The sequence below is a fragment of the Streptomyces amritsarensis genome (genome assembly GCF_001953875.1).
In the GTDB taxonomy this organism is placed as follows: domain Bacteria; phylum Actinomycetota; class Actinomycetes; order Streptomycetales; family Streptomycetaceae; genus Streptomyces; species Streptomyces amritsarensis.
Map to the genome: position 1 here is coordinate 54,205 of NZ_MQUR01000024.1, position 26,449 is coordinate 80,653.

A 26,449-nucleotide genomic window follows, 5' to 3' on the forward strand; every position below is an offset into this window, starting at 1 on the left:
CAGGGCGTGGTGTCCGTCACCGGCCGCTCGAACTCTCGGGGACGGGGCCCGGTGCCCCGGGGTCGGCGCCGGTACCGCGCAGCGGACCGGCACCGCGCAGCGGACCCGCGGCGCCCGGGGAGGGCAGCGCCCACCAGGCCGCCAGGCCGACGATCACGCCCGTCAGGACGGTGGACGGGCCGCCGATGTCCGCGTAGAGGAAGTCGGTCAGCTGCCACACGAACAGCCCGGTCGCGATGAGCCCGCAGTCCCGCATCCGCGCCCCCGCACCGAGACCGGCACCGGCACCGGCACCGGCACCCGCACCCGTGGCGAGCCGCCGCAGTCCGGCGACCAGCAGGGCCGCCCAGCCGCCCGCCAGCGCCACCAGCCCGATCAGTCCCTGCTCGCTCAGGATCAGCAGGTACATGTTGTGCGGGGAGAGCAGCGGCTGGCGGATGTACGCCTGGCCCGCGCCGGCGGTGTCGCTGCCGGAGGAGAGCCCGAGGGAGGCGTGGCCGTCGCGGTGGGCGGGGAAGCCCTTGAGTCCCACGCCCGCCGCCGGCCGCTCGCGCCACATCGACTCGGCGGCGGCCCACATCGTGTAGCGGTCGGTCACCGACTGGTCGGGGGCGCTGGAGACCTGGGTGATGGAGGTCAGGCGCTCGCCGACCATCTCGGAGCCGACGCCGAGCCCGCCCACCAGGACCACCCCGGCCGCGGCCAGCGCGGCGAGCACGGTGAGCGCCCGCCGGATCCCGGCCAGTGCCATCACCAGCACGGCCGCGGCGAGGGTGGCGATCCACGCGCCGCGGCTGAAGGACAGCACCAGCGGCAGGACGAGCACCAGGGCGCAGCCCGCGGCGATCCGGCGCAGGCGCGCGGGCAGGCCGGGGGCGAGCGCCGCGGCGGTCGCGACGATCAGCCCGTAGGCGACGACCGTGGCCATGCCCATGACGTCGCCGGGGCCGAAGGTGCCGACGGCCCGGATGTACTCGCCCTGGTAGGAGGCGCCGGTGTGGGTCGCGTACTGCACGACCCCCACCGCGCCCTGCACCAGGGCCAGGACCACGAAGCAGCCGGCGGCGAGCCGGAACTCCCGTGCGTCGCGCACCAGCAGCACCACGGCCGCCGGGACGAGCACGAAGACCTGGAGGTAGCGGACGAAGCCCGGCAGGGCGGCGTACGGGTCCCCGGCGGTCGCCGTGGCGACCGCGAGGCCCACGGCCGGCGCGCCGAGGACGGCGGCGGCCAGCGGGGTCAGCGCCCGCACCCGGCCGCGCAGCGCCTGCACGGCGCAGACCAGGACCAGCAGCAGGGAGGCGGCGTCGGCCGGGCCGACCTTGCCGGAGGCGGTCGCGTCCCCGGCGGGGAGCGGGGCGAGCAGGAACAGCACGGTCGCGGCGAGCGGCAGCAGCGGCCAGTGCCGGCGCAGCGTGCCCGCCAGGTCCGGCCGGGCCCAGTACCCGGGGGCGGCGAGGCTCATCAGCTGCCCCCCAGCCGGAAGCGGAAGAAGGAGGCCGCGGTGCGGGCGAGGATCCACAGGTCCTGCCACAGCGACCAGGTGTCGATGTAGTGGTTGTCGAAGCGCGCCCGGTCCTCGATGGAGGTGTCCCCGCGCAGGCCGTTGATCTGGGCGAGGCCGGTGATGCCGACGGGCATCCGGTGGCGGGCCTCGTAGCCCGGGTGGACGGTGGAGAACTTGGCGACGAAGAAGGGGCGTTCGGGGCGGGGGCCGACCAGGCTCATGTCGCCCCGTACGACGTTCCACAGCTGGGGCAGTTCGTCGAGGGAGGACTTGCGCAGGAAGGAGCCGACCCTGCTCATCCGGCAGTCCCCGGCGACGGTCCAGCGGGTGGCGGACTCGTGTGCGTCGGCGCGCAGCGTGCGGAACTTCAGCAGGGTGAAGGGGCGTCCGTACAGGCCGACCCGCTCCTGACGGAAGATCACCCCGGGTCCGTCCCAGAGGCGTACGGCCGCCGCGCAGAGCAGCATCACGGGTGCGGCGGCCAGCAGGGCCACCAGGGCGAGCGCCGAGTCGATGGCCCGCTTGGCCCAGCGCTCCAGCGGCCGGGCGGGGCGCGGCAGCAGCGGCTGCACGGCGTACCCCCACAGCTGGTCGGCGGGGTGGGCCAGCCGCATCCCGGTGACCTTGGCGGTGCCGGCGGGGTCCGCGAGCCACAGCCGGCAGCCGTGGTCGTGGAAGAGCCGGACCAGGGAGGCGGTGCGCTCGTCGGCCTCGGGCGGGCGGGTGAACACCGCGTGCCGGACGGAGTTCTGGATGACCGCGCGCCGGATGTCCTCGTGGGTGGACAGGAGCGGGAGGGCCCCGGTGTCCCCGTCGGCGGGGGCGCCGGTGTCGGCGAGCCCGACCGGGCGCAGGCCGAACTCGGGGCGGCCGTGGAGGGCTGCGGCCACCGCGCTCGCCCCGGCGCCGGGTCCGACCACGAGGGCGGAGGCGGGCCGGCGTACGGCGGCGCGGCGGTGCAGCTGGTTGGCGACGCCTCGGCCCGCGCAGACCAGGACGGTTTGCAGGCACACGGCGGTCAGGAGCGCGCTCCAGCCCATGGCGCGGGCGGGGTCGAAGGCGGCCGCGACGGCGGCGGCCGCGCACCACAGGACGGCGGAGCGCCCCGCCAGTGCGGGCAGTTCGAAGAGGGCGGAGGGGGCCAGCCGCGGCCGGTACAGGCCCGCCTGTGCGTGCAGGGCGACGAGCAGGGCGGGCAGCACGGCGACGGCCGGCGCGGCCACCGGGGCGGGCAGCGCCGGTCCGGGCAGGGTGGTCGCGGTGAGTACGGCGGCCAGCGCGTCGGCGGCGAGCAGGGGCAGGACCCGGCTGCGGCGGCGGACGCGCTGCGGGCGTACGGCGGACCGGACCCGGTCGACCCGGGGTCCGCGCGGCGGGTGGATGGCGGTCGCGGAACGGCGGGCTGCTGCGGGCGCGGGCGCGAAGGCGCTGCTGCCGGGCCCTGTGCCGCCCTGCCCGGTGTGCCGGGCGGGTGCGCTGTCCATCGTCATCGGCTGATGCGCTCCTGGTTCAAGGGCCGGGGCCTGCCCAGCAGTTCGTGGTACAGGCCGCTGACCGCGTCCGTGGTCCGCCGCACGTCGAAGTCGGTCCGGGCGTGCTGCCGGGCCTGTTCGCCGAGTTCGGCGAGGAGCCGCGGCTCGGCGAGCAGCCGTCCCAGGGCTTTGGCCAGGGCCGTCGGGTCCTCCGGCGGTACCAGGCACAGGCGTCCCTGGCCGGGGGGCAGGCTCTCCCGGGCACCGCTGACGTCGGAGACCAGGACCGGCCGGCCACAGGCCATGGCTTCGAGCGGGGCGAGCGCCATGCCTTCCCACCGCGACGGCAGTACAACGAGATCGGCGGCCCGAAGCCACGGTCGGATGTCGGCGGCGGCGCCGGCGAAGTGCACGCTGGTGCCGGACAGTGCCGCGGTGCGGCGCAGCCGTTCGGTGTCGGGGCCGTCGCCGACGAGGGCGAGGCGGGCCGTGGGGACGGTCGCGAGGACCTCCGGCCAGGCCTCCAGCAGGATGTCCTGGCCCTTCTGGGGGCAGATCCGGCCGACGCAGACGGCGAGCGGCCCGCCGGCCGCGAAAGAGGGGGGCAGCGGCAGCGCGGCGCGGGACTCGGCCCGGTCCTGGGCGGGGTCCGCCGCTCCGGGCCGGAAGTGGTCGAGGTCCACGCCGTTGCGGATGACCGTCCAGTGGGCGGTGATGCCCTCGCTCTCGCCCGCGCGGCGTTCGGCCTCGCTGACGCAGAGCACCCGGTCGGCCCAGCGGGCGCCGTACCTCTCCCAGCGCAGGGCGAGCGCGGCGGTGGCTCCGCCTACGGCGTCGAAGGACCAGGCGTGGGGTTGGAAGACGGTGGGCAGCGTGCCGCGCGCGGCGAGCCGTCCGGCCAGTCCCGCCTTGGCGCTGTGGGCGTGCAGCAGGTCGGGCCGGACGCGGCGCAGCAGCCCGCGGGCGCCGGCCACTTCGGCGGGCAGCGCCGGGCCGGGGGCCCGGCCGGCCCGCCAGGTGAACACCTCGGCCCCGGCGGAGCGGGCCGCGTCGCCGAGCGTGCCGCCGGGCGGGCAGCCGACGACGGCGCGCAGGCCCTCCGCGGTCTGGGCGCGGACGAGGTCGGTGACGACCCTGGCCACGCCGCCGTCGACGGGTTGTACGAGGTGGAGGACGGTCGTGGGCTGTGCCGCCCGGGAGTGCGTGGGCACGTGGAGTGGTCTCCTGCGTTCAGCGGCGCGCGTCTGTCTGAACGAAGAGCACACCGAGGAAATGACCCTGACTTTCGCCCGTGAACCTGAAGTTCAGGCTGCGGGCACCACCGGACAGGGCGGGACTCAGGTCGAACACGTCCGCGTCATATCCGAGATTATTCATATGATCCGGCTGTCGCATGAAAGAGGGGCCGCCGAATTCCGTGATCGTGGAATTCATGACGTCGTTGAAGGGGTTTTCGCTGTCGCTGAGGCTCACCCGCCGACCGCTGTCGGCCGTCACGGTGAGCGAGTCACCGAGGGTGCCCCGGTCCCCGTCGTACGCGACCACGCCCACCCGGCCCGCCGAGCCGGCCGGCGCGTCCAGGCCCTCGATCACGACCCTGCCGTCCCCGGCCCGGGCGGCGAGCGACTCGAAGCCGTCCCACAGGGAGATCCGCCGCAGCGGCTCCTGCGGGTGCTCGTAGGCGACGACGAGCGTCCAGCCACCCCAGGCGCCGACCTCGGAGTGGCCCATCGCGATGTTCAGCTGGGAGACCGTCCACATCCCCGCGCCGCCCTTGCGGACCAGCGGGGTCACGTCCGCGGAGGCCTGGTAGGCGTCGCTGCCCGCGTCCGTGCGGTGGCCCATCACCGTGTCGGCCAGGACCTCCTTGTACGCCCCGCCCGGCTCGGCGACCAGCACCCGGCCGTTGTCCTGCGGCGGCTTCTGCTCGCCCACCCGCAGGTTTCCGCCCCAGTAGAGCCTGGCGTACGACACCTTCGCGCCCTGGGGGACCTTGAGCTCGGCCCGGGTGGAGTTGTAGGTGTCCGGGTCCTTGTCGACCTCGCTGTAGAACATCTCGAACTCGCTGTTGACCCCCGCCGCACCCCGCTTGACCTCGGCGCACGGCTCCGCCTGCGGGGACTCCTCCTTGCGGCAGCTGATGCCCGAGTTGGAGGCGCGCACCAGCCCGCCGTGCTGGACGGCCTGGTAACGCTGGGTGAACGGGACGCGGGGCAGCTCCTTGGGCGCGGGCGCTGCCGCGGCCACCGCGGGAGCGTTCACGGAAAGTGCGAGGCAGGACAGCAGGCCGAGTGCGCCGAGGATTCTGCCGGAGGAACCCATGAGCCTGTCTCCATTTTCGATCAAGGGGACAAAACAGGAGTGAACTTTGTCAGAAATCGGGCTGGAAATCACGTCGGACTCGCTCGTACGGCCTTTTGGGCGATAGCACGCACCCTCGCAACGGGCGGGTCGTTATGAGGTGCACCATTGTTCGAACCGAAAGGAAATAGGCAGATGAAGAAGAGGCTGCTGCGCGGCACCACCGTCGCCGCCGCGGGTGTCGCCGTGCTGATGGGCGGCGCGGGCCTCGCCTCCGCGCACGGCGGGGGCGGTGCGACGGCCGAGGGCCTCGCGGCCGGCTCCCCCGGTGTGGCGAGCGGCAACCTGGGCCAGGTCCCGGTCCACGTACCCGTCAACGTCTGCGCCCTGACCGCGAACCTCGTCGGCGCGCTGAACCCCGCGTTCGGCAACACCTGCGTGAACGCCTGAACGTCAATCGCGCCGCCCGAAACGGCTGCATCCGAGTGAAGCCACGCAACCCGCACCGGGTCGCGGCCGTTGATCCAGGTGCTCCACTACCGGGCAATCCTGCAAAAAAGGGACGACAATGATCAAGAAGATGATGGCCTCGGCCGCGGTTGCCGCCTCGGTCGTGGGTATGGGTGCCGCGATGGCCCCGCAGGCGATGGCGGTCGGCAACGACAACGGCATCAACACCGTCAACGGCAACAACTCCGCGCAGATCTACGGCAACCAGGCCACCTACGGCAACATGAGCCCGCAGATGGCGCTCATCCAGGGCTCCTTCAACAAGCCCTGCATCGCGCTCCCCGCGAAGGCCAACGTCCAGTCCGTGCTGGCCCTGGTCAACGTCGGCGTCCAGGACATCCCGGTCCTGTCCAGCCCGCAGAACCAGCAGTGCACCGAGAACTCCACCCAGGCCAAGGGTGACGAGGCCCTCTCGCACATCCTCAGCAACATCCCGATCCTCTCCGGCAACGCCTCCGCCGGCAGCTGATCGCACCCCGCGCCCGCGAGGCCGTCGCACCTTCGGGTCGCGGCGGCCTCGCCGCATGTCGGACGGATCCGCGCCCGGAATTCACCGCGCACTTCACCGCCCGACCGGCCACTACTAATTCCCCGGAGCATCGAGGTGAATTTCCGGTCGATCGCCGAAATGGCGCGGTTTCTTTTCCCCCGACTGCTCGTTGTTAATTCTGCAGCGGATACGCCTCTGCGGGAAGGATCGAAAAGAAGATGACGTACAAGAAGGCAGTGGTGCTGGCCGCCGGCGCTCTGATGGCCGCCGGTGCCGCCTCCCCCGCCATGGCCGACTCGGTGGCCGACGCCAAGGCCGCCGGCTCCCCCGGTGTCGCCTCCGGCAACGTCGCCCAGATCCCGGTCAACATCCCGGTCAACCTCTGCGGCAACAGCGCCAACCTCGTCGGGCTGCTGAACCCCGCGTTCGGCAACACCTGCGTCAACGCCTGACGCAGCGCGTGCGCCCGCAAGGGCTGACCTCCTCGCAGGTGGCCTCGGAGTGCACGGCGGTGCACTCCGAGGCCACCTTCGATTCACCACCGGCGCCTGCCGGTAGACAGGGAAGGACCCATGCGACAGGTACTGAGCCGACAGGTACTGGGCAAGGGCATGCTCACGGCGGCAGCCGCGTCGAGCCTGTTGTCGATCGCGACCGGGGCGGCCTACGCGCACACCGGTGCCGCGGCCGAGGCCTCGCATTCGCCGGGGGTGCTGGCCGGCAACAGCGTCTCGGTACCCATCACGTTCTCCCCGAACGTGTGCGGCAACAGCGTGGACGGCGGTGCGGCCCTCAACCCCGCGATGGGGAACACCTGCGTCACCGCCGGCGGATCGCACACCGGCGCGGGCCACGACTACGAGCGCTACCTGAGCCCCGAACAGGCCGAGGCCTTCGAGCGCTACCTCGGCGAGCGCGCCGGCCGCCACGCGCTCCCGGAACAACGCCAGGAGACGCGGCCCTACGAGGTGCCGCGGCAGCAGGTGCCACGGCCTGAGGCGGCCCGGCCCGAGGCGGCCCTGCCTGAGCAGGCGGCGCCTGGGCAGGTGCGGCCCGAGGCCCCCCGGAAGGAGGGGCCCCGCCACGCCAAGCCGCGCCACGAGGAGCCGCGCCACGAGGAGCCGCGCCACGAGGGCGGCTACGGCGGTCCCGGCGGGCAGGAGGACCGCGAGGAGGAGTGCGACGACCACCCCGCACCGCCCCCGCCGGCCCACCACGCCCCGCCCGCACCCGAGCACCCGCACCCGAAGCCGGAGCCGGTGGAGGACCACCCGGCCCCGCTGCCCGTCCCCGTCCCGGAACCGGTCCAGGAGGCGCCGGCGCCGCCCGCGGAGCAGCCCGTACCGCTCCCCGCCCCGGCGCCCGCCCCGCAGCCGCCGGCCGAGGAGGCCCCCAAGCCGCTGCCCGCCCCGCAGCCGCCGGCCGAGGAGGCCCCGCACACGCTGCCCGCCCCCGCACCGGGCCCTGCCCCGGTGGCCGAGGAGGAGGCGCCGCCCGCGCCGCCGCACGGCAGCCACCCCGTGGAACGCCCGGCTCCCGCCCCGGCCCCGGCCCCCGAGGCCGCGCCGCCGGCGGACCAGCCGCCGGCCGCCCCCTCGGGCGACACCCCCGTCCACGTACCGCCGGGTCCCGCGCCGGCGCCCGCACCGGAAGGCGCGCCCGCGCCCGCGCCGGTCCCCGTACCGGCTCCGGCTCCGGCCCCCGCCCTGGCGGGGACGCCCCGGCTGGCGGAGACCGGCGCGGGTCAGCCCGCTGCCGCGGCGGCCCTCGCCTCGGCGCTGATCCTGGGCGGCGCCATTCTGTACCGGCGCTCGCGCGCCGCCTGACCGGCAATACCGGTAATCGGAAGAAATATCGGCCGGAGAATCCCGTGACGGATTCTCCGGCCGCTGTCATGTACCCGTGCGTTCGCGTTTCCCGGGCGCCCCGGAATCGTTGTGCATGGCGAAAGCGGCGCGCCGGTCGCCGCCACGCCTCTGTCCACGAAAGAAGAGGATTTCGATAATGAAGCTCACGAAGGTCGCCGCTGTCGTCGTCGGCTCCGTCGCCGCCCTCGGCGCCTCCGGTACCGCGTTCGCCGCCGAGCCGGCGGCCGCGATGCCCCCCATGAGCCTGACCGGCGGGGTGACCCAGACGCTGGACGCCGTCGCCCCCGTCACCGAGAACCTCCCGCAGACGGTGGGCAACGGCCTGGCCGAGCAGGGGGACACCGTCAACAAGGTCGTGGGGACCGCCCAGAAGGTCAACAAGGTCCGCAACGACGTCCCCGGCACCGTCCTCGGCCTCGCGAACGGCGCCACCCAGGCATCGCCGATGCTCGGCGGCGTCCAGCTCAACGGCGGCAAGGGCTGAATCACCCCCGCGCGGCCGGCTCCGGCGGGGCTGCCGGCCCGCACCCGCCGAACAAGACTGTGGGCGCCACCGGCAAGGCCGGGGCGCCCACGGTCAGTTGTCCGACCGACGTCAGTCGTTGACGCAGACGTTGCCGAACGCCGGGTTCAGCAGGGCGATCACGTTCACGGTGTTGCCGCAGACGTTGACCGGGACGTGCACCGGGACCTGGAGCAGGTTGCCGGAGAGGACGCCGGGGGAACCCACGGCCGCGCCCTCGGCCGACGAGTCGGCGACGGCGGAGCCGGCGGCACCGGCCGCGGCGAGACCAGCGGTGGCCAGGACCAGGGCGGCCTTCTTGGCAGAGTTCATGGGAAGTGCACCTTCTGTTCGACGTTCCGCCCCGCTCCGGGGCTCACACCGAGCGAAACGGTTCCACACTCCCCGACGACACGGTTTCGCGCACGATCAGACCTGTTCGGCTCAATCGCCTTCACCGTGTTGCCGTTCCGGTCCCGTCACGGGAGGGCGGGCAGCTGCACCTCCGGGAGTTGCACGTCGGGGATCTCCACGTCGGGGATCTCCGGCACGAGTTCGCCCGGCACCGCCGGAGCGGGCAGCGCCGGCGGGGTGAGCGGCACCTGCGGGAGCTCGACCCCGGGGATCTCGGGGAGCTGCACCCCCGGGATGCTCGGCAGGTTGATCTCCGGCAGCTTGATCTCGGGGAGCTTGATCTCCGGGATCTTGATCTCCGGCAGGGTGACACCCGCCGGCAGCAGGGCCTTGATCTGCTCGAGGAGGCCGTTGACGAGGTCGTCGATCGGCCCGGCCGGGGCCGCCTTGGTGGACACCGCACCGGAGCCGGAGTCGAGAGCGCTCGCGGGTGCGGCCGCGCCGGTCAGTATGACGACGGCCAGCGCCGAGGGGACGAGGAGGCGGGCGCGGGACGGCTTCGTGCGGTGCATGGGGGGTTCCTTCGCGTGGGGACACGGGGACACGGGGGCGGCCCGGACCGGACCGCTCCTTGACTCACCGTGGGAACACCGCGCACGGAGCGCAACAGGAAGCCGGGCGACTGGGGGCCGCGTACGGGCTTCGCGCACCTGTCCGCAGGCGGCTCACCCGGGCTGGGGAAAACATCGGGACGCGCGGGCCGTTTGAGTGAAGCAGCGGAACCAACCCCCTGACCGGGCAGTTGACCAGGGCGCTCCATCAGCGGGCACTCGTGCGACAAAAGGATCAAGATGTTCAAGAAGTTCATGACCGCCGCCGCGGTTTCCGCCGTTGCCGTCGGCGCGGGCGCTGCTGCCGCTGCCCCGGCCATGGCCATCGGCAACGACAACGGGGTCAACACCGTCAACGGCAATGGTGCCCAGCAGATCTACGGCAACCAGAAGACCCACGGCGACCAGAGCCCGCAGCTCAGCCTGGTCCAGGGCTCCCTGAACAAGCCCTGCATCGGCCTGCCGGCGAAGATCAACGCCCAGTCGCTGGTCGCCGCGCTCAACATCGGCGTCCAGGACATCAACGTCCTGTCCAACCCGCAGAACCAGCAGTGCACCGAGAACTCCACCCAGGCCAAGGGCGACGAGCCGCTCTCCCACATCCTGGACAACATCCCGGTCCTGTCCGGCAACGCCTCCGTCGGCAGCTGATTTCCGCTCCCCTCCGCCCCGCGCGGGGGTCCGGGCCCACGGGCCCGCGGAAGTGTTGTGACAGGGCCCCGGCAGCGTCCAGCTGCCGGGGCCCTCGCACGTGCCGCGCTCGCGGCGGTCAGCCGGTCCAGAAGTCCCACCACCGGGTGAGGACCAGCATCCCGATCACCCCGATGTGCAGGGCGGGCGGCGCCCAGCCGAACTCGGTGAAGAAGGTCCGCAGCGGGCCGGGGGCGGGGAGCGCCCGGGTGCGGACGTTGTGCGCGGTGACCGCCCAGAACATCAGCAGGGTCGCCACCCAGGCCAGGCAGCACCACAGGCAGAGCGCGTTGATCTCGTAGAGCGACTGGACCATGAGCCAGCTGCAGAAGCCGACGCCGAAGAACGTGCCTGCGTTCAGTCCGAGCCAGAACCAGCCACGGTAGCGGGCGCCCGCCAGGATCCCCGCGCCGACGCAGACCACGACGGCGTAGGCGACCAGTCCCAGCATGGGGTTGGGGAAGCCGAAGGCCTGCGCCTGCTCGCTCTGCATCACGCTGCCGCAGGAGACCACCGGGTTGAGGCTGCACGCGGGCTTGAAGTCCGGGTCCTCCAGCAGGAGGAACTTGTCGAGGGTGATCACCCAGGAGGCCAGCACCCCGGCGGCGCCGGTGACGGCCAGCAGCCAGGCCAAGCCCCTTGGTGCGGCGTCCCGTTCGTCTGCGTCCGTGCTGCGGGGCCGCCCCTGCTGGCGCGGGACGCCCACTGTATTCGTTGCCATGTGGCCCATACTGCCCCGTCTCCACCCAGAGCGGACCCAACCATGCCCATCCGTACGCAAGTTGACCTGAAGGTGTGGCGGGAACCTCCGATGCTTCCCGGACGTTTTACCGAACCCCGGACGTGATGTCAGAGCCAGGGGTTACGTTGAGCTTCCGCGAAGTGACAAGCTGCGACGGCCTGGAGACCCACCGTGAGCGATCCGTACGAGACAACCGAGGCGCACCTCGACCGGCTCCTCGGCCGCGCCCTCAACTCCTACGACCTGCCCGACAGGCTGGTCGAGCGCCTCGGTACGGCGCTCGCCCACAGCTCCTCGCTCCACACCACCCACCACAACCAGGCGGCCGGCGTCTGGCGGGAGACGCACCGGCACACCTACCTGCTGGCCGACGGCGGTTCGGCCTCGCTGTGGGAGCTGTCGTACCGGCCGGAGAGCGACCGCGCCGTGCGGCACGAGGTCTTCGCGAGCAAGGCGGAGGCCTGTCTGGCGGTGGCCCGGCTGTTCGGTGAGTCCGCCGCGGGGGCGGTCCCGGATCCGATGCCGCTCGCGGGCGAGGTGGATCCGTACGACGACACACCGGCGCTCGGTGCGCTGCTCGCCTCCTCGGCGCCGGTGCCCCGCCATCGGGAGTACGTGGTGCAGGATTCCGCCGACCACGCCCGCCGGGTGCTGCGCCGCGCGGAGAATCCGGACCGGCCCGGCGAGCGGGTGGCGGCGCTGCTGCGCGCGGCGTACGCGCACCAGATCACCCAGGCGTTCGGTACGCGGCAGGCCCTGCCGAACGGGCGGGACGCGGGCTTCAACCTGTACGAGCACGCCTTCGTGCTGCTGGACGGGACGGAGCTGAGCCTGTGGGAGGTCGAGCACACGGCGACGCCCGACGGGCGCCACATGTGCGAGGTGTACGAGAGCGAGGCCGTCGCGCGCGGGGCGATGGAACTGCGCGCCCGGGTCGGCTGAGCCCCTGCTCCCGCCCCGTCCCGCGTCCCGCGCCGCCCCGACCGCCTCGCCCAGGGTGGCGGGACGTACGCGCCCGGCATCGCGGCGATGCGCGGTGCCGGGCGGCGCGGGGCGGGCGTGACGTCGCGGACACGTCCTAGAGGGCGGGCACCTTCTCGGGGGTGTGCGCCGCGTGCTCGGCGGCGCCTTCGCGCTCCTCCATCGGGATGGCCTTGCGCGGCAGCATGAACATCACCGCGGAGATCACGACCAGCACGCCGACGACCCACCAGAGCGCGCCGCGGAAGGCCTCGACGTAGGGCGGCCCGAAGACCATGTCGTCCTCGATCAGCCCGAAGAAGACCACGGAGGTCAGGGCGAGGCCCAGCGCGTTGCCCATCTGGCCGGTGGTGTTGATCAGCCCGGAGGCCGAGCCCGCGTCCCGGCGCGGCACCTCGGACAGCGTGGTGTCGTTGAGCGGGGCGACGATCAGGCCCATGCCGGCGCCCATGAGGATCAGCGGGGCGGCCATCTGCCAGGAGGCGATCTCCATGCCGTAGTGCTCGGACTCCCAGATGTAGAGGACCAGGCCCGCGGCCATGACCAGGGCGCCCGCCTGGAGCACCTTGCGGCCGAAGCGCGGCACGAGCTTCTCGACCGAGAGGCCGGCCGCCACGGAGACGGCGATGGAGAAGGGGATGCCGGTGGTGCCGGCCCGCAGGGCGCTCCAGCCGAGGCCCATCTGCATGTAGAGCGTCCAGACCAGGAAGAAGATGCCCGTCGCGATGCCGAAGGTCAGCTGGACGGCGATACCGCCGGCGAAGCTCTTGACCTTGAAGAGCGAGAGCTCGACGAGCGGCGAGCCATCCTTCTTGATCTTGTATTTCTCGTAGCCGATGAACGCGGCGAAGACGAACGGCGACGCGATCATGCAGACGAAGCCCCACAGCGGCCAGCCGTTCTCGCGGCCCTGGGTGAGCGGGAAGATCAGCATGACGAGGGCGAGGGTCGCGAGGACGACGCCGACCAGGTCCAGCCGCAGCGCCTGCGGGGCCTTGGACTCGCTGATGAACTTGCGGCCGAGGATCACACCGGCGATGCCGACGGGCAGGTTGATCAGGAAGATCGGGCGCCATTCGAGACCGAAGAGGTTCCACTCGGTGAGCAGCGCGCCGAGCATGGGGCCGGAGACGGCGCCGAGTCCGACGATCGCGCCGAACATCCCGAAGACCTTGCCGCGCTCCTGCGGCGGGAAGGTGACGTGGATGATGGCCAGCACCTGCGGCACCATCATGGCGGCCATGCCGCCCTGGAGGATGCGGGAGGCGACGAGCATGCCGGGGTCGGCCGCGATGCCGCAGAGCAGCGAGGCGACCGTGAAGCCAGCTATGCCGATGAGGAAGAGGCGCTTGCGTCCGTAGATGTCACCGAGACGGCCGCCGGTGATGAGCCCTGCGGCGAACGCGAGCGCGTAGCCGGCGGTGATCCACTGGATCGCGCTGGTGGAGGCGCCGAAGTTCTGGCGCAGGGTGGGTATCGCGATGTTGACGATCGTGACGTCGACCAGGTCCATGAAGGCGGCGGTCATCACGATGGCGAGCGCCAGCCAGCGGCGGCGGTCGGGGGGTGAGCTGGGGGCGTCGTGGGCTACGTCGTTCCGCTCTTCTTGGACGGGCCCGTTCTCTCTTTCGGGCGACTTCTTGGACGTCTCGGTGGTCATGAGGAGAAACGTAGACGGGATGTAGGTCAGTTAGTGTCCTATTTCGCTGGCAACCTGGATGACATGACCGACACACCGGCACGGCTGCTGTCCCTGCTGTCCCTCCTGCAGACCCCGCGCGAATGGCCCGGCAGCGAGCTGGCGGAGCGGCTGCGGGTCAGCTCGCGGACCATCCGGCGCGACATCGAGCGGCTGCGGGATCTCGGCTACCCGGTGGAGGCCACCCTCGGGGCCGAGGGCGGCTACCGGCTGGGGGCGGGCGCGGCGATGCCGCCGCTGCTGCTCGACGACGAGGAGGCCGTGGCGATCGCGGTGGGGCTGCGGGCCGGGGCCGGGCACGCGATCGAGGGCGTCGAGGAGGCGTCCGTACGCGCCCTGGCGAAGCTGGAGCAGGTCCTGCCGTCGCGGCTGCGGCACCGGGTGGGCACGCTCCAGTCCGCGACGATCGCGCTGACACGGGGCGACGGCGCCAGCGTGGCCCCGCGGACGCTGACGACGATGGCGTCTGCGGTGGCGGGGGCGGAGCGGCTCCGGTTCGCCTACCGGGCGCGGGACGGGGTCGGGTCACGGCGGCTGGTGGAGCCCTACCGGCTGGTCAGCACGGGCAGCCGCTGGTATCTGGTGGCCTACGACATGGAGCGGGAGGACTGGCGGACCTTCCGGGTGGACCGGGTGGCCGAGGCCTTCGCTACGGGGGCCCGGTTCGCGCCGCGGGAGCTGCCCATGGACGCGCAGGAGTTCGTACGGCGGGGACTGGGCGCGCACGGCTCGCGGGCCTACGCGGTGGAGGTCGTCTTCGAGGCGGGAGCGGCCGAGCTGCCGGAGTGGCTGCGGGCGGCCGCCGTGCCGGGCGAGGCGGGCCCGACCGTGGTCCGGTTCGAGAGCCGGGACGCGCAGGAGTGGCTGGCGGCCCGGCTGGCCCTGACGGGGCTGGCCTTCACGGTGCGGGAACCGGGTTCCCTGGCGGAAGCGGCCCGGACGCTGGGGGCGCGCCTGAGCGGAGCCGGCTCCCCGCGGTAGGCGGCGGCGGACGGCCAGGGGTGCCGGGGCCGCCGCCACGGGGCCTGCCCGCCCCTGGAGGGCGGCGCGGCACCGGTGCCCGGGAGCGCGGCCTGATCGGCAGGGGCCGGGCAGGGGGGAGCCCCGGCGCCTGGGGGGGATAGGCACCGGGGCTCGTACGGGGGGCTCGGCGGCGGGGCGGCTAGGCCACGGCGTCGAAGCCGGTGTCGCGCGCCATCCGCTTGAGCTCCAGCAGGGCGTGCTTCTCGATCTGGCGGATCCGCTCGCGGGTCAGACCGTGCTGCTTGCCGACCTCCGTCAGGGTCCGCTCGCGGCCGTCGTCGATCCCGTACCGCATCTTGATGATCGACGCGGTGCGCTGGTCGAGCTTGCCGAGCAGGTCCTCCAGCTCCTCGCTGCGCAGCAGCGAGAGCACGGACTGCTCGGGGGAGATCGCCGAGGTGTCCTCCAGGAGGTCACCGAACTGGGTGTCGCCCTCGTCGTCCACCGACATGTTCAGGCTGACCGGGTCGCGCGCCCAGTCCAGTACGTCGCCGACGCGCTTCTCCGTCGACTCCAGCTCGGCGGCGATCTCGGCGTGCTCCGGTTCGCGGCCGTTCTCGCGGTTGAACTCGCGCTGGACCCGGCGGATCCGGCCGAGCTCCTCGACGAGGTGGACGGGGAGGCGGATGGTGCGGGACTGGTCCGCGATGGAGCGGGTGATGGCCTGCCGGATCCACCACGTGGCGTACGTGGAGAACTTGAAGCCCTTGGTGTAGTCGAACTTCTCCACGGCGCGGACCAGGCCGGCGTTGCCCTCCTGGATCAGGTCGAGGAGGGGCAGGCCGCTACGGGGATAGCGGCGGGCGACGGCGACGACGAGGCGGAGGTTGGAGCGGATGAAGACTTCCTTGGCCCGCTCCCCTTCGGCGGCGAGCGCCTCCAGTTCCTCGCGGGTGGGCTTGTCCCCGTCACGCTCTATCGCGCCGTCGAGGATCTGCTGGGCGTATACACCGGCCTCGATGATCTGGGAGAGCTCCACTTCCTTGGCGGCGTCGAGGAGCGGGGTGCGCGCGATCTCGTCCAGGTACATGCCGACCAGGTCGCGGTCTGCGATCTCCCCGCCCACAGCGCGTGCGCTGCTCGTGGACTGACGGCGGGCGACGGCGCGGGTTGCCATGCGTGCTCCCTTGCGATGAGTTCGGTCGCGGTGCGGCTTCCGGACGGCTACCGCGGTGCGGTAGTGCGTCCTCGGACACTCTCCCGAGTGCCCGCTTCCGAAGGAAACAACGACTGGAATCGGGACAGAATTCCCACGCTGGTCCCTCTTTTTCGAGATCTTGCAGTATCCTGCCCCGCCACGAGAGGGGGCCGAAGGTCGCACGATCGCGAAGAGGTGCAGGTCAGGCCCGGAACAGAGGCCGATCCGGCATCGCCCGCGGACTCGCGTCCGTGAGACGGCCGTCACGCCGGCGCCACCGCGTTCCCCCGGTAATGGCTCCGCCCCCGGCTGCACTCCCACCCGTGAGGACGGCCTCCGCGGCCTTCCGGTTGCCTGGACACCCGCTCGGGTGCGGGGCGCGCACATTTCGGCGTCATGGGCCCGCTCCGGACCCGGAGCGGGCCGTCCACGACGACGGGGCCCGGGTGCCGTACGGGACGGCGGTCACCCTGAGCCCCGCAGGAGGCCTCCTAGCCGAACTGCAGGCTGCGCTTGGACAGGCCCATCCAGAAGCCCGACACCGGGTCGCGGCGGGCCGCGAGGTCGCCGGTGGCGTCGGCCGCGCCGAGGGTGACGAAGAGCGGGGCGAAGTGTTCCGTACGGGGATGGGCCAGGCGGCCGGACGGGGACTTGGCCTCGAAGTCGAGCAGGGAGTCGACGTCGCCGGCGGCGAGCGCCTCGTGGCCCCACGCGTCGAACTCCGCGGACCAGCCGGGAACGCCCGGGCCCGGGTGGCGCAGTGCGGCCAGGTTGTGGGTGAAGAAGCCGCTGCCGACGATGAGGACGCCCTCGTCGCGCAGCGGCGCGAGCCGCCGGCCGATGTCCATCAGGCGGCGCGGGTCCAGCGTGGGCAGGGACATCTGGAGGACCGGTATGTCGGCCTGCGGGAACATCTCCACCAGCGGGACGTACGCGCCGTGGTCCAGGCCGCGGTCCGGGATGTCCTGGACCGGGGTGCCGGGGGTCCGCAGCAGCGCCCGGACCGAGGCGGCCAGTTCCGGGGCTCCGGGGGCGTCGTAGCGGACCCGGTAGTAGTGCTCGGGGAAGCCCCAGAAGTCGTACACGAGCGGGGCGGGCTCGGTGGCGCCGAGGGCGAGGGGGGCCTCCTCCCAGTGGGCGGAGACCATGAGTATCGCCGTGGGGCGGGGCAGCTGCGCCGACCAGGCGGCCAGTTCGCCCGGCCAGACCGGGTCGTCGGCGAGCGGCGGCGCCCCGTGGCTGAGGTACAGCGCCGGCATGCGAGCCGCCTGCGGGGGCGCGCCCGTCGGGGCCTGGGGTGCGGGGGCCGGGGTCATGGGGGCGCTCCTTTGACGTCGTACAGGGCTGCCTCGAAAAGACTAACCCCGCTTGGTTCAAATTTGAACCAAGCGGGGTGTGCAGTCATTCCCGCGGGTGCGCGGCCCCCGTCAGTGGGCGATCACCGGGACCTTGATCCCGGCGTCCTCGGCGGAGCCGGACCCGGAGGCCACCGGGTCGCCCGCACCCGGACGGCCGGTGTTGATCAGTGCCAGGGCGATGGCCGCGCTGGCGACCAGGATGCCCACGGCCCACCAGATGGCAGAGGCGTAGCCCTCGACCATGGCCTGCGCCTGCACCAGCCGGGCCGCGGCCCCGCCGGCGGCGGCCTCGGCCGCGTGGTCGGCCAGGTACGCGGTGGTCGCCGAGGCGGCGATGGTGTTCAGCAGCGCGGTGCCGATGGCGCCGCCGACCTGCTGCGAGGTGTTGACCATGGCGGAGGCGACACCGGCGTCGGCCGGGTTCACGCCGTGCGTGGACAGGGACATGGCGGGCATGAAGGCGGTGCCCATGCCGAGGCCGAGCAGCAGCTGCGCCGGCAGGATCAGCGCCGGGTAGGAGGAGCCGACCTCCAGCTGCGTCAGCAGCAGCATGCCGGCGGCGGCGACCAGGAAGCCCGGACCCATCAGCAGGCGCGGTGCGACGCGGGTCATCAGGCGGGCGCCGATCTGGGTGGAGCCCAGGATCATGCCCGCGATCATCGGCAGGAACGCGAAACCGGTCTTGACGGGCGAGAAGCCCTTGACGACCTGGAGGTAGTAGGTGAGGAAGAGGAACAGGCCGAACATCGCGATGACGGCCAGGCCGAGCGAGAGGTAGACGCCGCCGCGGTTGCGCTCCAGCAGGACGCGCAGGGGCAGCAGCGGGGACTTCACCTTGGACTCGACGAGGACGAACGCCGCCAGCAGGGCCGCCGAGGCGATGAACATGGCCACGGTGACCGTGTCCGACCAGCCGGCCGACTCGGCGCGGGTGAAGCCGTACACCAGGGCGACGAGACCGGTGGTGGACAGGACCACGCCGGGGATGTCCAGCGGGGCGGGGTTGCGGGAGCCGGCGGGCTCGCGGATGACCATCCAGGCACCCACGGCCGCGACGATCGCGAAGGGGATGTTGACGAAGAAGGTCCAGCGCCAGTTGAGGTACTCGGTGAGGAAGCCGCCGAGGATCAGGCCGACGGCGCCGCCGCCGCCCGCGATCGCACCGTAGATGCCGAAGGCCTTGGCGCGCTCCTTGGCGTCGGTGAACATCACCGCGAGCAGGGAGAGGGCAGCCGGTGCGAGCAGTGCGCCGAAGGCGCCCTGGAGGGCGCGGGCGCCGAGCATCATGGCCTCGCTGTTCGCGGCGCCGCCGAGCGCGGAGGCCAGAGCGAAGCCGACGAGGCCGACGACGAAGGCGTTCTTGCGGCCCCACTTGTCGGCGATGCGGCCGCCGAAGAGGAGCAGTCCGCCGAAGGCCAGCGCGTACGCGGTGATGACCCACTGGCGGTTGCCGTCGGAGATGCCGAGGTCGGTCTGGGCGGAGGGGAGGGCGATGTTCACGATGGTCGCGTCGAGGACGACCATCAGCTGGGCCAGGGCTATGAAGACGAGGGCCTTCCAGCGGCTGGGATCGGCAGCCGACACGGGTGTCGCGGCTGTTTTCGGCATGGGGGTACCCACTTCACTGTGCGGAATGACTGAAAAGAGCTGTTTCGTAAACTTGGGCAGCTTTGGGCGGCTTTTGGGCGGTTCACATGGTTTTCATGTGGCTTTCACGTGGTTTTCCATGTCAGGTCTTCCAAAGTGGCTGCGGAACCGGGGAGTTCGGAGCGGGCCGGGGCCCGCAGCCCGTCGAGGAAGAGCTGGAGATGGCGGTGGGCGAAGCGGTCGGTGTCGAAGCAGGCGGTGCCCGGGAGGGGGCGGCTGAGCTGGGAGAGGGCGATCATCAGGTCGCCGGCGCCGATGTCCGCGCGGACCAGTCCGGCTTCCCGGCCGGCGGCCAGCAGGGTCTCGACGGCCTCCGCCAAGGCGGTGCGCGCCGCGAGGAGTTCGGGGTGGTCGCGGTCGAAGCCGTCGGCGAGCATCGGGCACAGGGCGCCGATCCGCTCGTCGGCGGCGGAGTGCGTGAAGCGGCACAGCGCGGCGAAGGCGTCGGGCTCCTCGGCCAGGGCGGCCCGCGCCGAGGCCGCGACCCGCTCCGTCGTGAAGAGCACGACGTGGTGCACGAGGGTGTCGCGGTCGGGGAAGTGCCGGTAGAGGGTGGCGTTGCCGATGCCCGCCCGGCGGGCCACCTCGTCCAGGGGGGCCGCCGAGCCGAACTCGACGAAGGCCTCGCGGGCCGCCGCCAGGATCCGCTCGCGGTTGCGGACGGCGTCGGCGCGCGGGCGGGGCGCGGCGGCGCTCTCGCGGGAAGCCGCGACCGGGCCGCCCTTCGGTGCCGCCGGAGCCGCGGCCGCCCGCGGGGCGGGCGGAGCCGCCGCGGCGGTCGTGGTGGGGCGCTTCATTCCGGGGCCTTCCTGGGGCGGGGGCGAGCGGTTCGGTGCGTACGGGCCGACCCACCGAAACGGGGAGACGGTCCCCGCTTGGCGGGACTCACGTACAAACGGGGAACCGGTCCCCGGATATTTCACTCCCGCGCGTGAGCCGGGTCACACTGCCGAGCGTCGGCCGTCACCGTTTGGCCTCTCCCGGCGCGCGGGCGCGGCGCGCCCGGCGGAGGGTGATTCGCACAGGGCGCAGACCGGACAGGGCCGGCTGCCGCGGACCCGAAGGCGATCTCCATGACGCAGACCCGCCGCCGGATACGCAGACCACACCTCACCGGCGCGTACATCGCACTGACCGCGCTGGCGATCGGCGTCACGGCGACGGCGAGCACGGGGACACCGGGCCGCGGCCGGTCCGCCGCCGGACCGGTGGCCACGACCGTCGAATCGGCGCTCGCACCGTGCCGGATCGCCGGGACGATGGGCGTGCAGATGTCCGAGGGCATGCCGACCCCGCCCGGGTACTCGCGCTCCACGGGAGAGGTCCGGGCGCTGAACCTGATGATCGACTTCCCCGACGCCAAGGGCGAGGGCACCGCCCTGGACCGGATGGCGGAGTTCTTCCCGCAGACCTCCGACTGGTTCCGCACCAGTTCCTACGGCCGGCTGGCCTACCGGGCCGAGGCTCCGATAAGGACCTGGCTGCGGATGCCGATGCCCTTCGCCGCGTACGGGATCGAGCGCGGGTCCTCGTACGAGCCGGGCTACCGGCAGCTCGTCGAGCACATCGCGAAGGCCGCCGACTCCGAGGTGGACTTCAGCCGGTACGACCTGATCAACATCCTGGTCACGCCGAACGCCGGGCCGTCCGCCCTGGACACCGTCCTGTCGGTGACCTTCTCGGGCAACGGCGAGGCGCCGATGGCCGACGGGGTGGCGCTGTCCAACACGTCCTTCGTCTACAGCCGGCAGGACGACGGCTCCGGGACCTACCGCGAGACCGGCTACCGCGTGCTGCCGCACGAGAACGGACACGTCTTCGGGCTGCCCGACCTCTACACCTCCGACGGCGGGAACACGGTCGGGCACTGGGACATCATGAGCGAGGACTGGGGTGCCAACAACGACCTGATGGGCTGGCACAAGTGGAAGCTGGGCTGGCTGGACAGCTCGCAGGTCTCCTGCGCGTCGAAGTCCGGCACCAGCGACCACGTGCTGACCCCACTGGCGGTGGAGGGCGGCATGAAGCTGGCCTTCGTCCCGCTGTCGGAGAGCGTCGGCTACGCCGTGGAGGTGCGCACGCGGGCCGGCAACGACGAGGCCGTCTGCAAGCCGGGCGTCCTCATCTACAAAGTGGACTCCGACGTGGACACCGGGCAGGGCCCCGTGACCGTGTCGGACAGCTCGACCGCGAGCGGCGGCTGCACCCGCCGGCCCAACGTGCACGCCGAGCTGTCGGACGCGCCGTTCCGGCCGGGCGAGACCTTCACCGACGAGAAGGCCGGCATCAGCGTCTCGGTGGTGGGCGAGCTGCGCGACGGCAGCTACCAGGTCCGCATCATCCGCCCGTAGCTCCGGCGCCGGGGCCCGTGGCCGGGGCNNCCGGGGCGGGTCGGGACGGGGTCAGTGTGCGAGGGCCGCGCGCAGGATGTCCACGACCGCGCCGCGGTGTGCGTCGGCGAGGAGGAAGAAGTGGTCGCCGTCGAAACGGCGGACCCGGCAGGGTCCGGTCGTGTGGTCGGCCCAGCCGTCCAAGGGCTCGTGCGGGACCAGTGGATCGGCCGTCCCCCCGATGACGTGGAGGGGCACGTCGAGCCGTACGTCCTCGAAGCCGGCGGCGGCCTCCCTGCTGAGGTCGATGTCTGCGCGCAGGACGCGCGTGACGTGGGCGAGCATCTCCGGGTCGTGCAGGACCCACTCCGGGGTGCCGCCGCCCTCCCGCAGCAGCCGGACGGCGTCCTCCTCGCTGCTGGTGGCGTGGGCCCGGCGCCGGGTCCGGCCGGGTACCTGGCCGCTGACGACGGCGGCCCGGCAGTGCGGGCCGAGGAGTTGTGCCGCGCGGGCGGCGAGGAGCGCCCCGAGGCTGTGGCCGAACACGACGGTGGGCAGCGGGTCCCGGCCGAGCACCTCGGCGGTGACGGAGCCCAGGACCTCGTCGAGGCGGCAGCCGGGGGGCTCGCCGAAGCGGCGCTCCCTGCCGGGCAGCGAGAGCCCGAGCACCTCGACGTCGTCGGCCAGCGGTTCGACGAGGGGGAAGAGGGTGTTGGGGCCGGCGCCGGAGTGCGGGAACACCAGCAGGCGCAGCCTGGGCGCGGCGGCCGGCTGGAGGCGCAGCTGCGGCCACCAGGGGGCGGTGGAAGAGGACTTCATCTGCGTCACGTCGTCCGTCCCGGTCACGGGCAGTGGATGATCTGGCCGGCGTAGGACAGGCCGCCGCCGAAGGCGAAGAGCAGCACGGGCGCCCCCTTCTCGATCTCGCCGCGCTCGACGAGCTTGGAGAGCGCGAGCGGGATGCTGGCGGCCGAGGTGTTGCCGGAGTCCACGACGTCCTTGGCGACGACGGCGTTGACCGCGCCGATCTTGCGGGCCAGCGGCTCGATGATCCTCAGGTTGGCCTGGTGCAGGACGACGGCGCCCAGGTCCTCGGGCTTGACTCCGGCCCGCTCGCACACCTGGAGGGCGACCTTCGGCAGGGCGGTGGTCGCCCAGCGGTACACCGACTGGCCCTCCTGGGAGAAGGTGTGGGACGGCGCCTCGATGCGCACGGCGTGTCCCATCTCGGGTACGGATCCCCACACGACCGGGCTGATCAGCGACTCCTCGGAGGCGGTCACGACGGCCGCCCCGGCGCCGTCGCCGACGAGCACGCAGGTGGTGCGGTCGGTCCAGTCGGCGAAGTCCGTCAACTTCTCCACACCGATGACCAGGGCCTTCGTGGCGGAGCCGGTACGGATGCTCTGGTCCGCCAGGGCCATCGCGTGCGGGAATCCGGAACAGGCCGTGTTCACGTCGATCGCGGCCGGAGCCTTGGCGCCGACGGCCGCGGCGACACGGGCCGCCGTGTTCGGGGAGCGGTCCTGTGCCGTGCAGGTGGCCACGATGACGAAGTCCAAGTCCTCTCCGGACAGGCCCGCGTTGGCGAGGGCGTTCGCGGCGGCCTTCGCCGCCATGTCCGCGACCGACTCGTCCTCGGCGGCCACCCGGCGGGTCTTGATCCCGACCCGGCTGCGGATCCACTCGTCGCTGGTGTCGACCATCTGTTCCAGATCGGCGTTGGTCAGCACCTTCGAGGGCTGGTAGTGCCCGAAGGCTAGGACGCGGGACCCGACCATCAGTGTTTCTCCTCGCTCCATGGACCCTGACCCGGATCCGGGTTGACCGATGGTCAGCCTATGCAGCGGTCCGATCGCGCTCATATGACTTTCAGGGATCGGCGCCCGCAGAACTCGATCACATTCGGTGCAACCGCCACACACGCCCCGTCGTCCCCATCGACAAGATGTTCGCGCGTTTCGGAAATGTGTTCGTTTCGACCGAGCTGTACGCATACCCTGAACGCGCTTCACTTTCTGAACTGGTTCAATAAACAAGGGGGGACCGGTGCATCGTCACCGCGTCATGATTTCGGCTGCCGTCGTAGCGGCGGCCATCGGCTTCGTACCGACCGCGGCCCAGGCCGCGGACCAGCCCGCGCAGCGCCAGGGGAGCGCAACCGCGGCCGTGGACTCCGCCAAGGCCGCCGCGGCGAGGTCCACCGTCTTCCACAGCCCGGCGGAGCGCACGGTCCGCACGTCCGCCTCCGGCAAGGCGGCCGCGCCGCAGGCCGCGGGGGCGGCGGGGGCGGCCGCGGGGGCGGGGGCCGCGAAGGGCAACGCCGGCCTCGCCGTCGACCTGCGCGCCTCGGCCACCTCGGGGCGCGGCTTCAGCCTGGCGTCCCAGATCACCACCACCGCCGGCGCCCCCGTCAGGGTCGACATCGACTGGGGCGACGGCAGGACCGACACCGAGCACGTCACCGGGGCGAAGCTCCTGACCTCGAAGCACACCTTCACCGAGGTGGGCAAGCACAAGGTCAAGGTCACGCTGACCGACCAGGACAACAACGTGACGGCCACCAACAGCGTGGACGTGCAGTCGCTCGGCTCGAAGTTCACCCCGCACGCACCGACCCGGCTGCTAGACACCCGGTCCGGTATCGGCGGCACCAACCATCCCGTCACCCCGTACGGCGTGGCCCGCGTGAAGGTCGGCGGCAACAGCGGCATCCCGGCCGACGCGACCGCGGTGGCGCTCAACGTCACCGTCGTCAGCCCCCGTTCCGGCGGCCACATCACCGCCTACCCGTCGGGCACGGAGCAGCCGACCACCTCGAACGTCAACTTCGTCGCGGGCCAGACCGTGCCGAACATGACGATCGTGCCGGTCGGTGCGGACGGCTACGTCGAGCTCCTCAACCGCAGCTACGGCGACGTCGACCTGCTCGCGGACGTCACCGGCTACTTCAGCCCCTCCGCGAGCGCCGGCGGCTACACCTCGCTGGAGCCGTTCCGCATCGCCGACAGCCGTACCGGCCAGGGCACTTGGGGTCCGGTCTCCGGGCAGAGCACGTTCGGACTCCAGGTCGCCGGCAACGGCGCCGTCCCGGCGAGCGGCGTCACCGCGGTGGCCCTCAACGTCACCGTCACGGCGCCCCGAGGGGCGGGGCACCTGACCGTGTTCCCGACCGGGCAGTCGGCACCGGACACGTCGAACGTGAACTTCAAGGCCGGTCAGACCATCGCGAACTCGGTGATCGTCCCGGTGGGGCCCGACGGCAGGATCAACATCCGCAACGGCGCCTGGGACCCGGCCGATGTCATCGTGGACGTCGTCGGCTACTACAGCCCCGGCAGCAAGGCCTCCTACATCCCGACGACGCCGACGCGCCTGCACGACTCGCGCGACTGGGACTTCCCGGTCGAAGGGCAGGACTTCCGCTGGCTGCCGCTGTCGGACGACGACCCGGCGATCACGGCGTTCGTCCTGAACACCACGGTCACCGACACCCAGGGCAGCGGGCACCTCACGGTCGCCCCGGACCCGTACACCTATGCCCAGCGCTACAGCGGCACCGCGCCCAAGCCGACCCCGCCGAACTCCTCCAACCTGAACTGGACGAGGGGCGAGACCGTCCCGAACCTGGTCCAGGCGAGCACCGGCACGACCGGCGTCATCGACTTCTGGAACCGCGGCTGGGACCGCACGCACCTCGTCGTCGACATGTTCGGCTTCTACGACAAGAGCTGACCCGCCGGGCCCCGCCCAGGGGCCCCGCGGCCGTGCCCCGGGAACAGCCGCGCAGGCTGCCCCGGGGCACGTCCGCCCCGGCTCCTGTGGCTGCCGCAGCTCGGTGCAGCGGCACGATCTGTCGGCGGGCGGATCCTGGCCCGCTCCCGAGGAAACCGGGCGGGACGGCACCCGCACGGACATCGGCCGCAACGATGCGGCCCGATGATCCGCGCACGACGCCCGGGGCGCGCCCCGGCGCTCGCCGTGGCGGCGGTGGTGCTCGGCGCGCTCGCCGCCGGATGCTCCGGGGCGGCCGGCGGTAGCGGCAGGGAAGGCGGCCGCTCGGCGGACCCGGGGACGTCCGACTGGGTCGAGGGGGCCACCGCCGAGTCCGTCGCCCGGACCCTGCACGTGGAGGTCCCCTCGACGGCGACCCAAACCGCGGCAGCGCACCGCAGGGGGTTCCAGGACGACGGGTTGATCCTGTCCTTCGTCCTGCCCGCGGAAGCCGTCGAGCCTTTCCTCACCCAGCTGAAGCCGGAGCAGCCCCTCAGGCTGCGCGAGCAGCCCTTCGCCGCCGAGGCAACACCGGCCACGCCGTTCGCACGCCTGGGGCTGCCGGAACCGGATGCGCTTCCGAAGGTCCGGGAGGGGCAGGTGTGCGCTCCCTGCATGGGCGACCTGAACTGGCTCAAGGTCGCGGTGGCACAGCTCGACGAACGGAGCAGCCGCGTCTACCTGAGAGGGGTCGACTGACGCCCGGAGGAGCTGCGGTGCGGTCTGACACCCAGCCGTCGGTCTGGCGGGGTGATGCGTCACCCGAACTCCTCAGCGGACGGGTCGCGTTCGAGGCGGACGGCGAATACCTGCTGAGGTACCGCCACGGTCGTCCTGCCGGTGCCCGTTCCCGCGCAACTGCGCGAGGCCATCAGGGAGGAGTACGCCCGTTCCGAGGCCCTGCTGGAGGAGGAGCGGTTCGCTCCGGCCGCCGAGGTGCTCGGCGAGATCATCGAACCGGCGGCCCTCGCCGTCGCCTACGCCCGCATCGCCGGGCCTACGGAGCGAGGAAGCGGTGGAGCCGGCCGCGGCGCGCCGCCCGGGCACCTCGCAGGCTCGGCTGGAGTCACTGAAGCAGGCCAGGGACCCGCGCGTCCGCACCTCAGAGCCGTGCCTGCGGCAATCCATGCGACCACTCCCAGCACGATCCGCTAGGCTGTCAGCGGTCAGACGACTACCAGGCGTGTGTCGGGAAAATTGTCCGCGAGGACATCTCCATCCGGGCGGACGCACGTCGTCCGACCAGCACGCTTGTCGAAGCGGCTCGGGCGATCCCTCCGGGGTTTCCCGCAATGTTTCCGACCAAGCCCCCGCCTTCGTAGCTCAGGGGATAGAGCACGGCTCTCCTAAAGCCGGTGTCGCAGGTTCGAATCCTGCCGAGGGCACAGTCGAGGACCTCCCGCCGTAAAACGGCTGGGGGTCCTCTTCGCGTTGTGGTTGTATGGCGCCCGT

General features: G+C 72.5%; 26 protein-coding genes and 1 tRNA gene. 13 read left to right on the top strand and 14 right to left on the bottom strand.

The window, feature by feature from the left end:
* Positions 1 to 16: 16 nt before the first annotated feature.
* The 4 genes from AVW11_RS13345 to AVW11_RS13360 are packed head-to-tail and all read right to left on the bottom strand — an operon-like array spanning position 17 to position 5,301.
* Complete coding sequence (locus tag AVW11_RS13345; RefSeq protein WP_079250614.1) at positions 17 to 1,465, bottom strand: O-antigen ligase family protein; 1,449 nt, start codon at positions 1,463 to 1,465, stop codon at positions 17 to 19.
* Positions 1,465 to 2,997 (bottom strand): exopolysaccharide biosynthesis polyprenyl glycosylphosphotransferase, encoded by a 1,533-nt coding sequence (locus AVW11_RS13350; RefSeq protein ID WP_413081444.1) that lies wholly within the window; start codon positions 2,995 to 2,997, stop codon positions 1,465 to 1,467. Before AVW11_RS13350 ends, AVW11_RS13345 begins: the two co-directional genes overlap by 1 nt.
* Positions 2,994 to 4,190: a glycosyltransferase gene (locus AVW11_RS13355; protein ID WP_060179429.1), complete on the bottom strand. Its 1,197-nt coding sequence runs from the start codon at positions 4,188 to 4,190 to the stop codon at positions 2,994 to 2,996. The genes AVW11_RS13350 and AVW11_RS13355 overlap by 4 nt, the downstream gene beginning before the upstream one ends.
* 19 nt (positions 4,191 to 4,209) lie before the next feature.
* Positions 4,210 to 5,301: a hypothetical protein gene (locus tag AVW11_RS13360; RefSeq protein WP_051700637.1), complete on the bottom strand. Its 1,092-nt coding sequence runs from the start codon at positions 5,299 to 5,301 to the stop codon at positions 4,210 to 4,212.
* A gap of 174 nt (positions 5,302 to 5,475) precedes the next feature.
* Between AVW11_RS13360 and AVW11_RS13365 the strand changes: the two genes are divergently transcribed.
* The 5 genes from AVW11_RS13365 to AVW11_RS13385 all read left to right on the top strand — a co-directional run bounded on the left by AVW11_RS13365 (position 5,476) and on the right by AVW11_RS13385 (position 8,632).
* A complete protein-coding gene (locus AVW11_RS13365) occupies positions 5,476 to 5,730 on the top strand; it encodes a chaplin (RefSeq protein ID WP_030852605.1) in 255 nt (84 codons plus the stop codon).
* A 118-nt stretch (positions 5,731 to 5,848) separates the two neighbouring features.
* Entirely contained in the window at positions 5,849 to 6,259 is a 411-nt protein-coding gene (locus AVW11_RS13370; RefSeq protein ID WP_030767099.1) for a rodlin, read from the top strand.
* Positions 6,260 to 6,498: 239 nt separating this feature from the next.
* Complete coding sequence (locus AVW11_RS13375; protein ID WP_030852609.1) at positions 6,499 to 6,732, top strand: chaplin; 234 nt, start codon at positions 6,499 to 6,501, stop codon at positions 6,730 to 6,732.
* A gap of 120 nt (positions 6,733 to 6,852) precedes the next feature.
* Positions 6,853 to 8,106, top strand: a complete 1,254-nt coding sequence (locus AVW11_RS13380; protein WP_076044077.1) for a chaplin — start codon at positions 6,853 to 6,855, stop codon at positions 8,104 to 8,106.
* Positions 8,107 to 8,284: 178 nt separating this feature from the next.
* A complete protein-coding gene (locus tag AVW11_RS13385) occupies positions 8,285 to 8,632 on the top strand; it encodes a hypothetical protein (protein WP_030845165.1) in 348 nt (115 codons plus the stop codon).
* Positions 8,633 to 8,743: 111 nt separating this feature from the next.
* On the opposite strand, the gene AVW11_RS13390 is transcribed toward AVW11_RS13385, so the two are convergent.
* Positions 8,744 to 8,983, bottom strand: coding sequence for a chaplin (locus AVW11_RS13390; protein ID WP_030845163.1), 240 nt, complete (start codon positions 8,981 to 8,983; stop codon positions 8,744 to 8,746).
* A gap of 146 nt (positions 8,984 to 9,129) precedes the next feature.
* On the bottom strand, positions 9,130 to 9,576 hold the full coding sequence (locus tag AVW11_RS13395; RefSeq protein ID WP_030845160.1) for a hypothetical protein: 447 nt from the start codon (positions 9,574 to 9,576) through the stop codon (positions 9,130 to 9,132).
* A 279-nt stretch (positions 9,577 to 9,855) separates the two neighbouring features.
* Here AVW11_RS13395 and AVW11_RS13400 point away from each other — a divergent pair, with 279 nt between their 5' ends.
* Positions 9,856 to 10,266: a rodlin gene (locus AVW11_RS13400; RefSeq protein WP_030845158.1), complete on the top strand. Its 411-nt coding sequence runs from the start codon at positions 9,856 to 9,858 to the stop codon at positions 10,264 to 10,266.
* Between the two features lie 118 nt (positions 10,267 to 10,384).
* Here AVW11_RS13400 and AVW11_RS13405 read toward each other — a convergent pair whose 3' ends face one another.
* Entirely contained in the window at positions 10,385 to 11,026 is a 642-nt protein-coding gene (locus AVW11_RS13405) for a vitamin K epoxide reductase family protein (protein WP_030845156.1), read from the bottom strand.
* Positions 11,027 to 11,218: 192 nt separating this feature from the next.
* On the opposite strand from AVW11_RS13405, the gene AVW11_RS13410 reads away from it, so the two are divergent.
* The gene (locus AVW11_RS13410) at positions 11,219 to 11,989 is read left to right on the top strand and encodes a DUF6227 family protein (protein WP_060179433.1); all 771 of its coding nucleotides are present in this window, start codon (positions 11,219 to 11,221) and stop codon (positions 11,987 to 11,989) included.
* A gap of 136 nt (positions 11,990 to 12,125) precedes the next feature.
* On the opposite strand, the gene AVW11_RS13415 is transcribed toward AVW11_RS13410, so the two are convergent.
* On the bottom strand, positions 12,126 to 13,688 hold the full coding sequence (locus tag AVW11_RS13415) for an MFS transporter (RefSeq protein WP_060179434.1): 1,563 nt from the start codon (positions 13,686 to 13,688) through the stop codon (positions 12,126 to 12,128).
* 63 nt (positions 13,689 to 13,751) lie between these two features.
* Here AVW11_RS13415 and AVW11_RS13420 point away from each other — a divergent pair, with 63 nt between their 5' ends.
* Positions 13,752 to 14,708, top strand: coding sequence for a helix-turn-helix transcriptional regulator (locus AVW11_RS13420; protein ID WP_060179435.1), 957 nt, complete (start codon positions 13,752 to 13,754; stop codon positions 14,706 to 14,708).
* Positions 14,709 to 14,889: 181 nt separating this feature from the next.
* On the opposite strand, the gene AVW11_RS13425 is transcribed toward AVW11_RS13420, so the two are convergent.
* The 4 genes from AVW11_RS13425 to AVW11_RS13440 all read right to left on the bottom strand — a co-directional run bounded on the left by AVW11_RS13425 (position 14,890) and on the right by AVW11_RS13440 (position 19,690).
* On the bottom strand, positions 14,890 to 15,867 hold the full coding sequence (locus AVW11_RS13425; protein WP_030845148.1) for a sigma-70 family RNA polymerase sigma factor: 978 nt from the start codon (positions 15,865 to 15,867) through the stop codon (positions 14,890 to 14,892).
* A 512-nt stretch (positions 15,868 to 16,379) separates the two neighbouring features.
* Complete coding sequence (locus AVW11_RS13430; protein ID WP_076044078.1) at positions 16,380 to 17,204, bottom strand: dioxygenase family protein; 825 nt, start codon at positions 17,202 to 17,204, stop codon at positions 16,380 to 16,382.
* Between the two features lie 111 nt (positions 17,205 to 17,315).
* Positions 17,316 to 18,854 (bottom strand): MFS transporter, encoded by a 1,539-nt coding sequence (locus AVW11_RS13435; protein ID WP_060179437.1) that lies wholly within the window; start codon positions 18,852 to 18,854, stop codon positions 17,316 to 17,318.
* A 104-nt stretch (positions 18,855 to 18,958) separates the two neighbouring features.
* Positions 18,959 to 19,690 carry a TetR/AcrR family transcriptional regulator gene (locus AVW11_RS13440; RefSeq protein WP_030845140.1) on the bottom strand — a complete coding sequence of 244 codons (732 nt, stop codon included), beginning with the start codon at positions 19,688 to 19,690 and terminating at the stop codon, positions 18,959 to 18,961.
* 276 nt (positions 19,691 to 19,966) lie between these two features.
* Here AVW11_RS13440 and AVW11_RS13445 point away from each other — a divergent pair, with 276 nt between their 5' ends.
* Positions 19,967 to 21,244: a M6 family metalloprotease domain-containing protein gene (locus tag AVW11_RS13445; RefSeq protein ID WP_030845138.1), complete on the top strand. Its 1,278-nt coding sequence runs from the start codon at positions 19,967 to 19,969 to the stop codon at positions 21,242 to 21,244.
* Between the two features lie 51 nt (positions 21,245 to 21,295).
* Here AVW11_RS13445 and AVW11_RS13450 read toward each other — a convergent pair whose 3' ends face one another.
* Together AVW11_RS13450 and AVW11_RS13455 are read right to left on the bottom strand one after the other, a co-directional pair.
* Positions 21,296 to 22,069, bottom strand: coding sequence for a thioesterase II family protein (locus tag AVW11_RS13450; RefSeq protein ID WP_060179440.1), 774 nt, complete (start codon positions 22,067 to 22,069; stop codon positions 21,296 to 21,298).
* Complete coding sequence (locus tag AVW11_RS13455) at positions 22,066 to 23,004, bottom strand: beta-ketoacyl-ACP synthase III (protein WP_060179441.1); 939 nt, start codon at positions 23,002 to 23,004, stop codon at positions 22,066 to 22,068. The genes AVW11_RS13450 and AVW11_RS13455 overlap by 4 nt, the downstream gene beginning before the upstream one ends.
* A 286-nt stretch (positions 23,005 to 23,290) precedes the next feature.
* Here AVW11_RS13455 and AVW11_RS13460 point away from each other — a divergent pair, with 286 nt between their 5' ends.
* The 4 genes from AVW11_RS13460 (at position 23,291) to AVW11_RS13475 (ending at position 26,382) form a co-directional block, all read left to right on the top strand.
* Complete coding sequence (locus AVW11_RS13460; RefSeq protein WP_076044079.1) at positions 23,291 to 24,958, top strand: hypothetical protein; 1,668 nt, start codon at positions 23,291 to 23,293, stop codon at positions 24,956 to 24,958.
* Positions 24,959 to 25,162: 204 nt separating this feature from the next.
* On the top strand, positions 25,163 to 25,696 hold the full coding sequence (locus AVW11_RS13465; RefSeq protein ID WP_076044080.1) for a hypothetical protein: 534 nt from the start codon (positions 25,163 to 25,165) through the stop codon (positions 25,694 to 25,696).
* A gap of 141 nt (positions 25,697 to 25,837) precedes the next feature.
* On the top strand, positions 25,838 to 26,152 hold the full coding sequence (locus AVW11_RS13470; protein ID WP_076044081.1) for a hypothetical protein: 315 nt from the start codon (positions 25,838 to 25,840) through the stop codon (positions 26,150 to 26,152).
* A 157-nt stretch (positions 26,153 to 26,309) separates the two neighbouring features.
* Positions 26,310 to 26,382: transfer RNA gene (locus AVW11_RS13475), tRNA-Arg, on the top strand.
* Positions 26,383 to 26,449: the final 67 nt, after the last annotated feature.

Bases quoted from the DNA above. Each gene is read 5' to 3' on its own strand.
- AVW11_RS13415 (WP_060179434.1), bottom strand. From the start codon at position 13,688: ATGACCACCGAGACGTCCAAGAAGTCGCCCGAAAGAGAGAACGGGCCC.
- AVW11_RS13405 (WP_030845156.1), bottom strand. From the start codon at position 11,026: ATGGCAACGAATACAGTGGGCGTCCCGCGCCAGCAGGGGCGGCCCCGC.
- AVW11_RS13425 (WP_030845148.1), bottom strand. From the start codon at position 15,867: ATGGCAACCCGCGCCGTCGCCCGCCGTCAGTCCACGAGCAGCGCACGC.
- AVW11_RS13390 (WP_030845163.1), bottom strand. From the start codon at position 8,983: ATGAACTCTGCCAAGAAGGCCGCCCTGGTCCTGGCCACCGCTGGTCTC.
- AVW11_RS13420 (WP_060179435.1), top strand. From the start codon at position 13,752: ATGACCGACACACCGGCACGGCTGCTGTCCCTGCTGTCCCTCCTGCAG.
- AVW11_RS13400 (WP_030845158.1), top strand. From the start codon at position 9,856: ATGTTCAAGAAGTTCATGACCGCCGCCGCGGTTTCCGCCGTTGCCGTC.
- AVW11_RS13435 (WP_060179437.1), bottom strand. From the start codon at position 18,854: ATGCCGAAAACAGCCGCGACACCCGTGTCGGCTGCCGATCCCAGCCGC.
- AVW11_RS13440 (WP_030845140.1), bottom strand. From the start codon at position 19,690: ATGAAGCGCCCCACCACGACCGCCGCGGCGGCTCCGCCCGCCCCGCGG.
- AVW11_RS13380 (WP_076044077.1), top strand. From the start codon at position 6,853: ATGCGACAGGTACTGAGCCGACAGGTACTGGGCAAGGGCATGCTCACG.
- AVW11_RS13345 (WP_079250614.1), bottom strand. From the start codon at position 1,465: ATGAGCCTCGCCGCCCCCGGGTACTGGGCCCGGCCGGACCTGGCGGGC.
- AVW11_RS13365 (WP_030852605.1), top strand. From the start codon at position 5,476: ATGAAGAAGAGGCTGCTGCGCGGCACCACCGTCGCCGCCGCGGGTGTC.
- AVW11_RS13385 (WP_030845165.1), top strand. From the start codon at position 8,285: ATGAAGCTCACGAAGGTCGCCGCTGTCGTCGTCGGCTCCGTCGCCGCC.
- AVW11_RS13430 (WP_076044078.1), bottom strand. From the start codon at position 17,204: ATGACCCCGGCCCCCGCACCCCAGGCCCCGACGGGCGCGCCCCCGCAG.
- AVW11_RS13370 (WP_030767099.1), top strand. From the start codon at position 5,849: ATGATCAAGAAGATGATGGCCTCGGCCGCGGTTGCCGCCTCGGTCGTG.
- AVW11_RS13445 (WP_030845138.1), top strand. From the start codon at position 19,967: ATGACGCAGACCCGCCGCCGGATACGCAGACCACACCTCACCGGCGCG.
- AVW11_RS13465 (WP_076044080.1), top strand. From the start codon at position 25,163: ATGATCCGCGCACGACGCCCGGGGCGCGCCCCGGCGCTCGCCGTGGCG.
- AVW11_RS13360 (WP_051700637.1), bottom strand. From the start codon at position 5,301: ATGGGTTCCTCCGGCAGAATCCTCGGCGCACTCGGCCTGCTGTCCTGC.
- AVW11_RS13375 (WP_030852609.1), top strand. From the start codon at position 6,499: ATGACGTACAAGAAGGCAGTGGTGCTGGCCGCCGGCGCTCTGATGGCC.
- AVW11_RS13460 (WP_076044079.1), top strand. From the start codon at position 23,291: ATGATTTCGGCTGCCGTCGTAGCGGCGGCCATCGGCTTCGTACCGACC.
- AVW11_RS13395 (WP_030845160.1), bottom strand. From the start codon at position 9,576: ATGCACCGCACGAAGCCGTCCCGCGCCCGCCTCCTCGTCCCCTCGGCG.
- AVW11_RS13455 (WP_060179441.1), bottom strand. From the start codon at position 23,004: ATGGTCGGGTCCCGCGTCCTAGCCTTCGGGCACTACCAGCCCTCGAAG.
- AVW11_RS13350 (WP_413081444.1), bottom strand. From the start codon at position 2,997: ATGACGATGGACAGCGCACCCGCCCGGCACACCGGGCAGGGCGGCACA.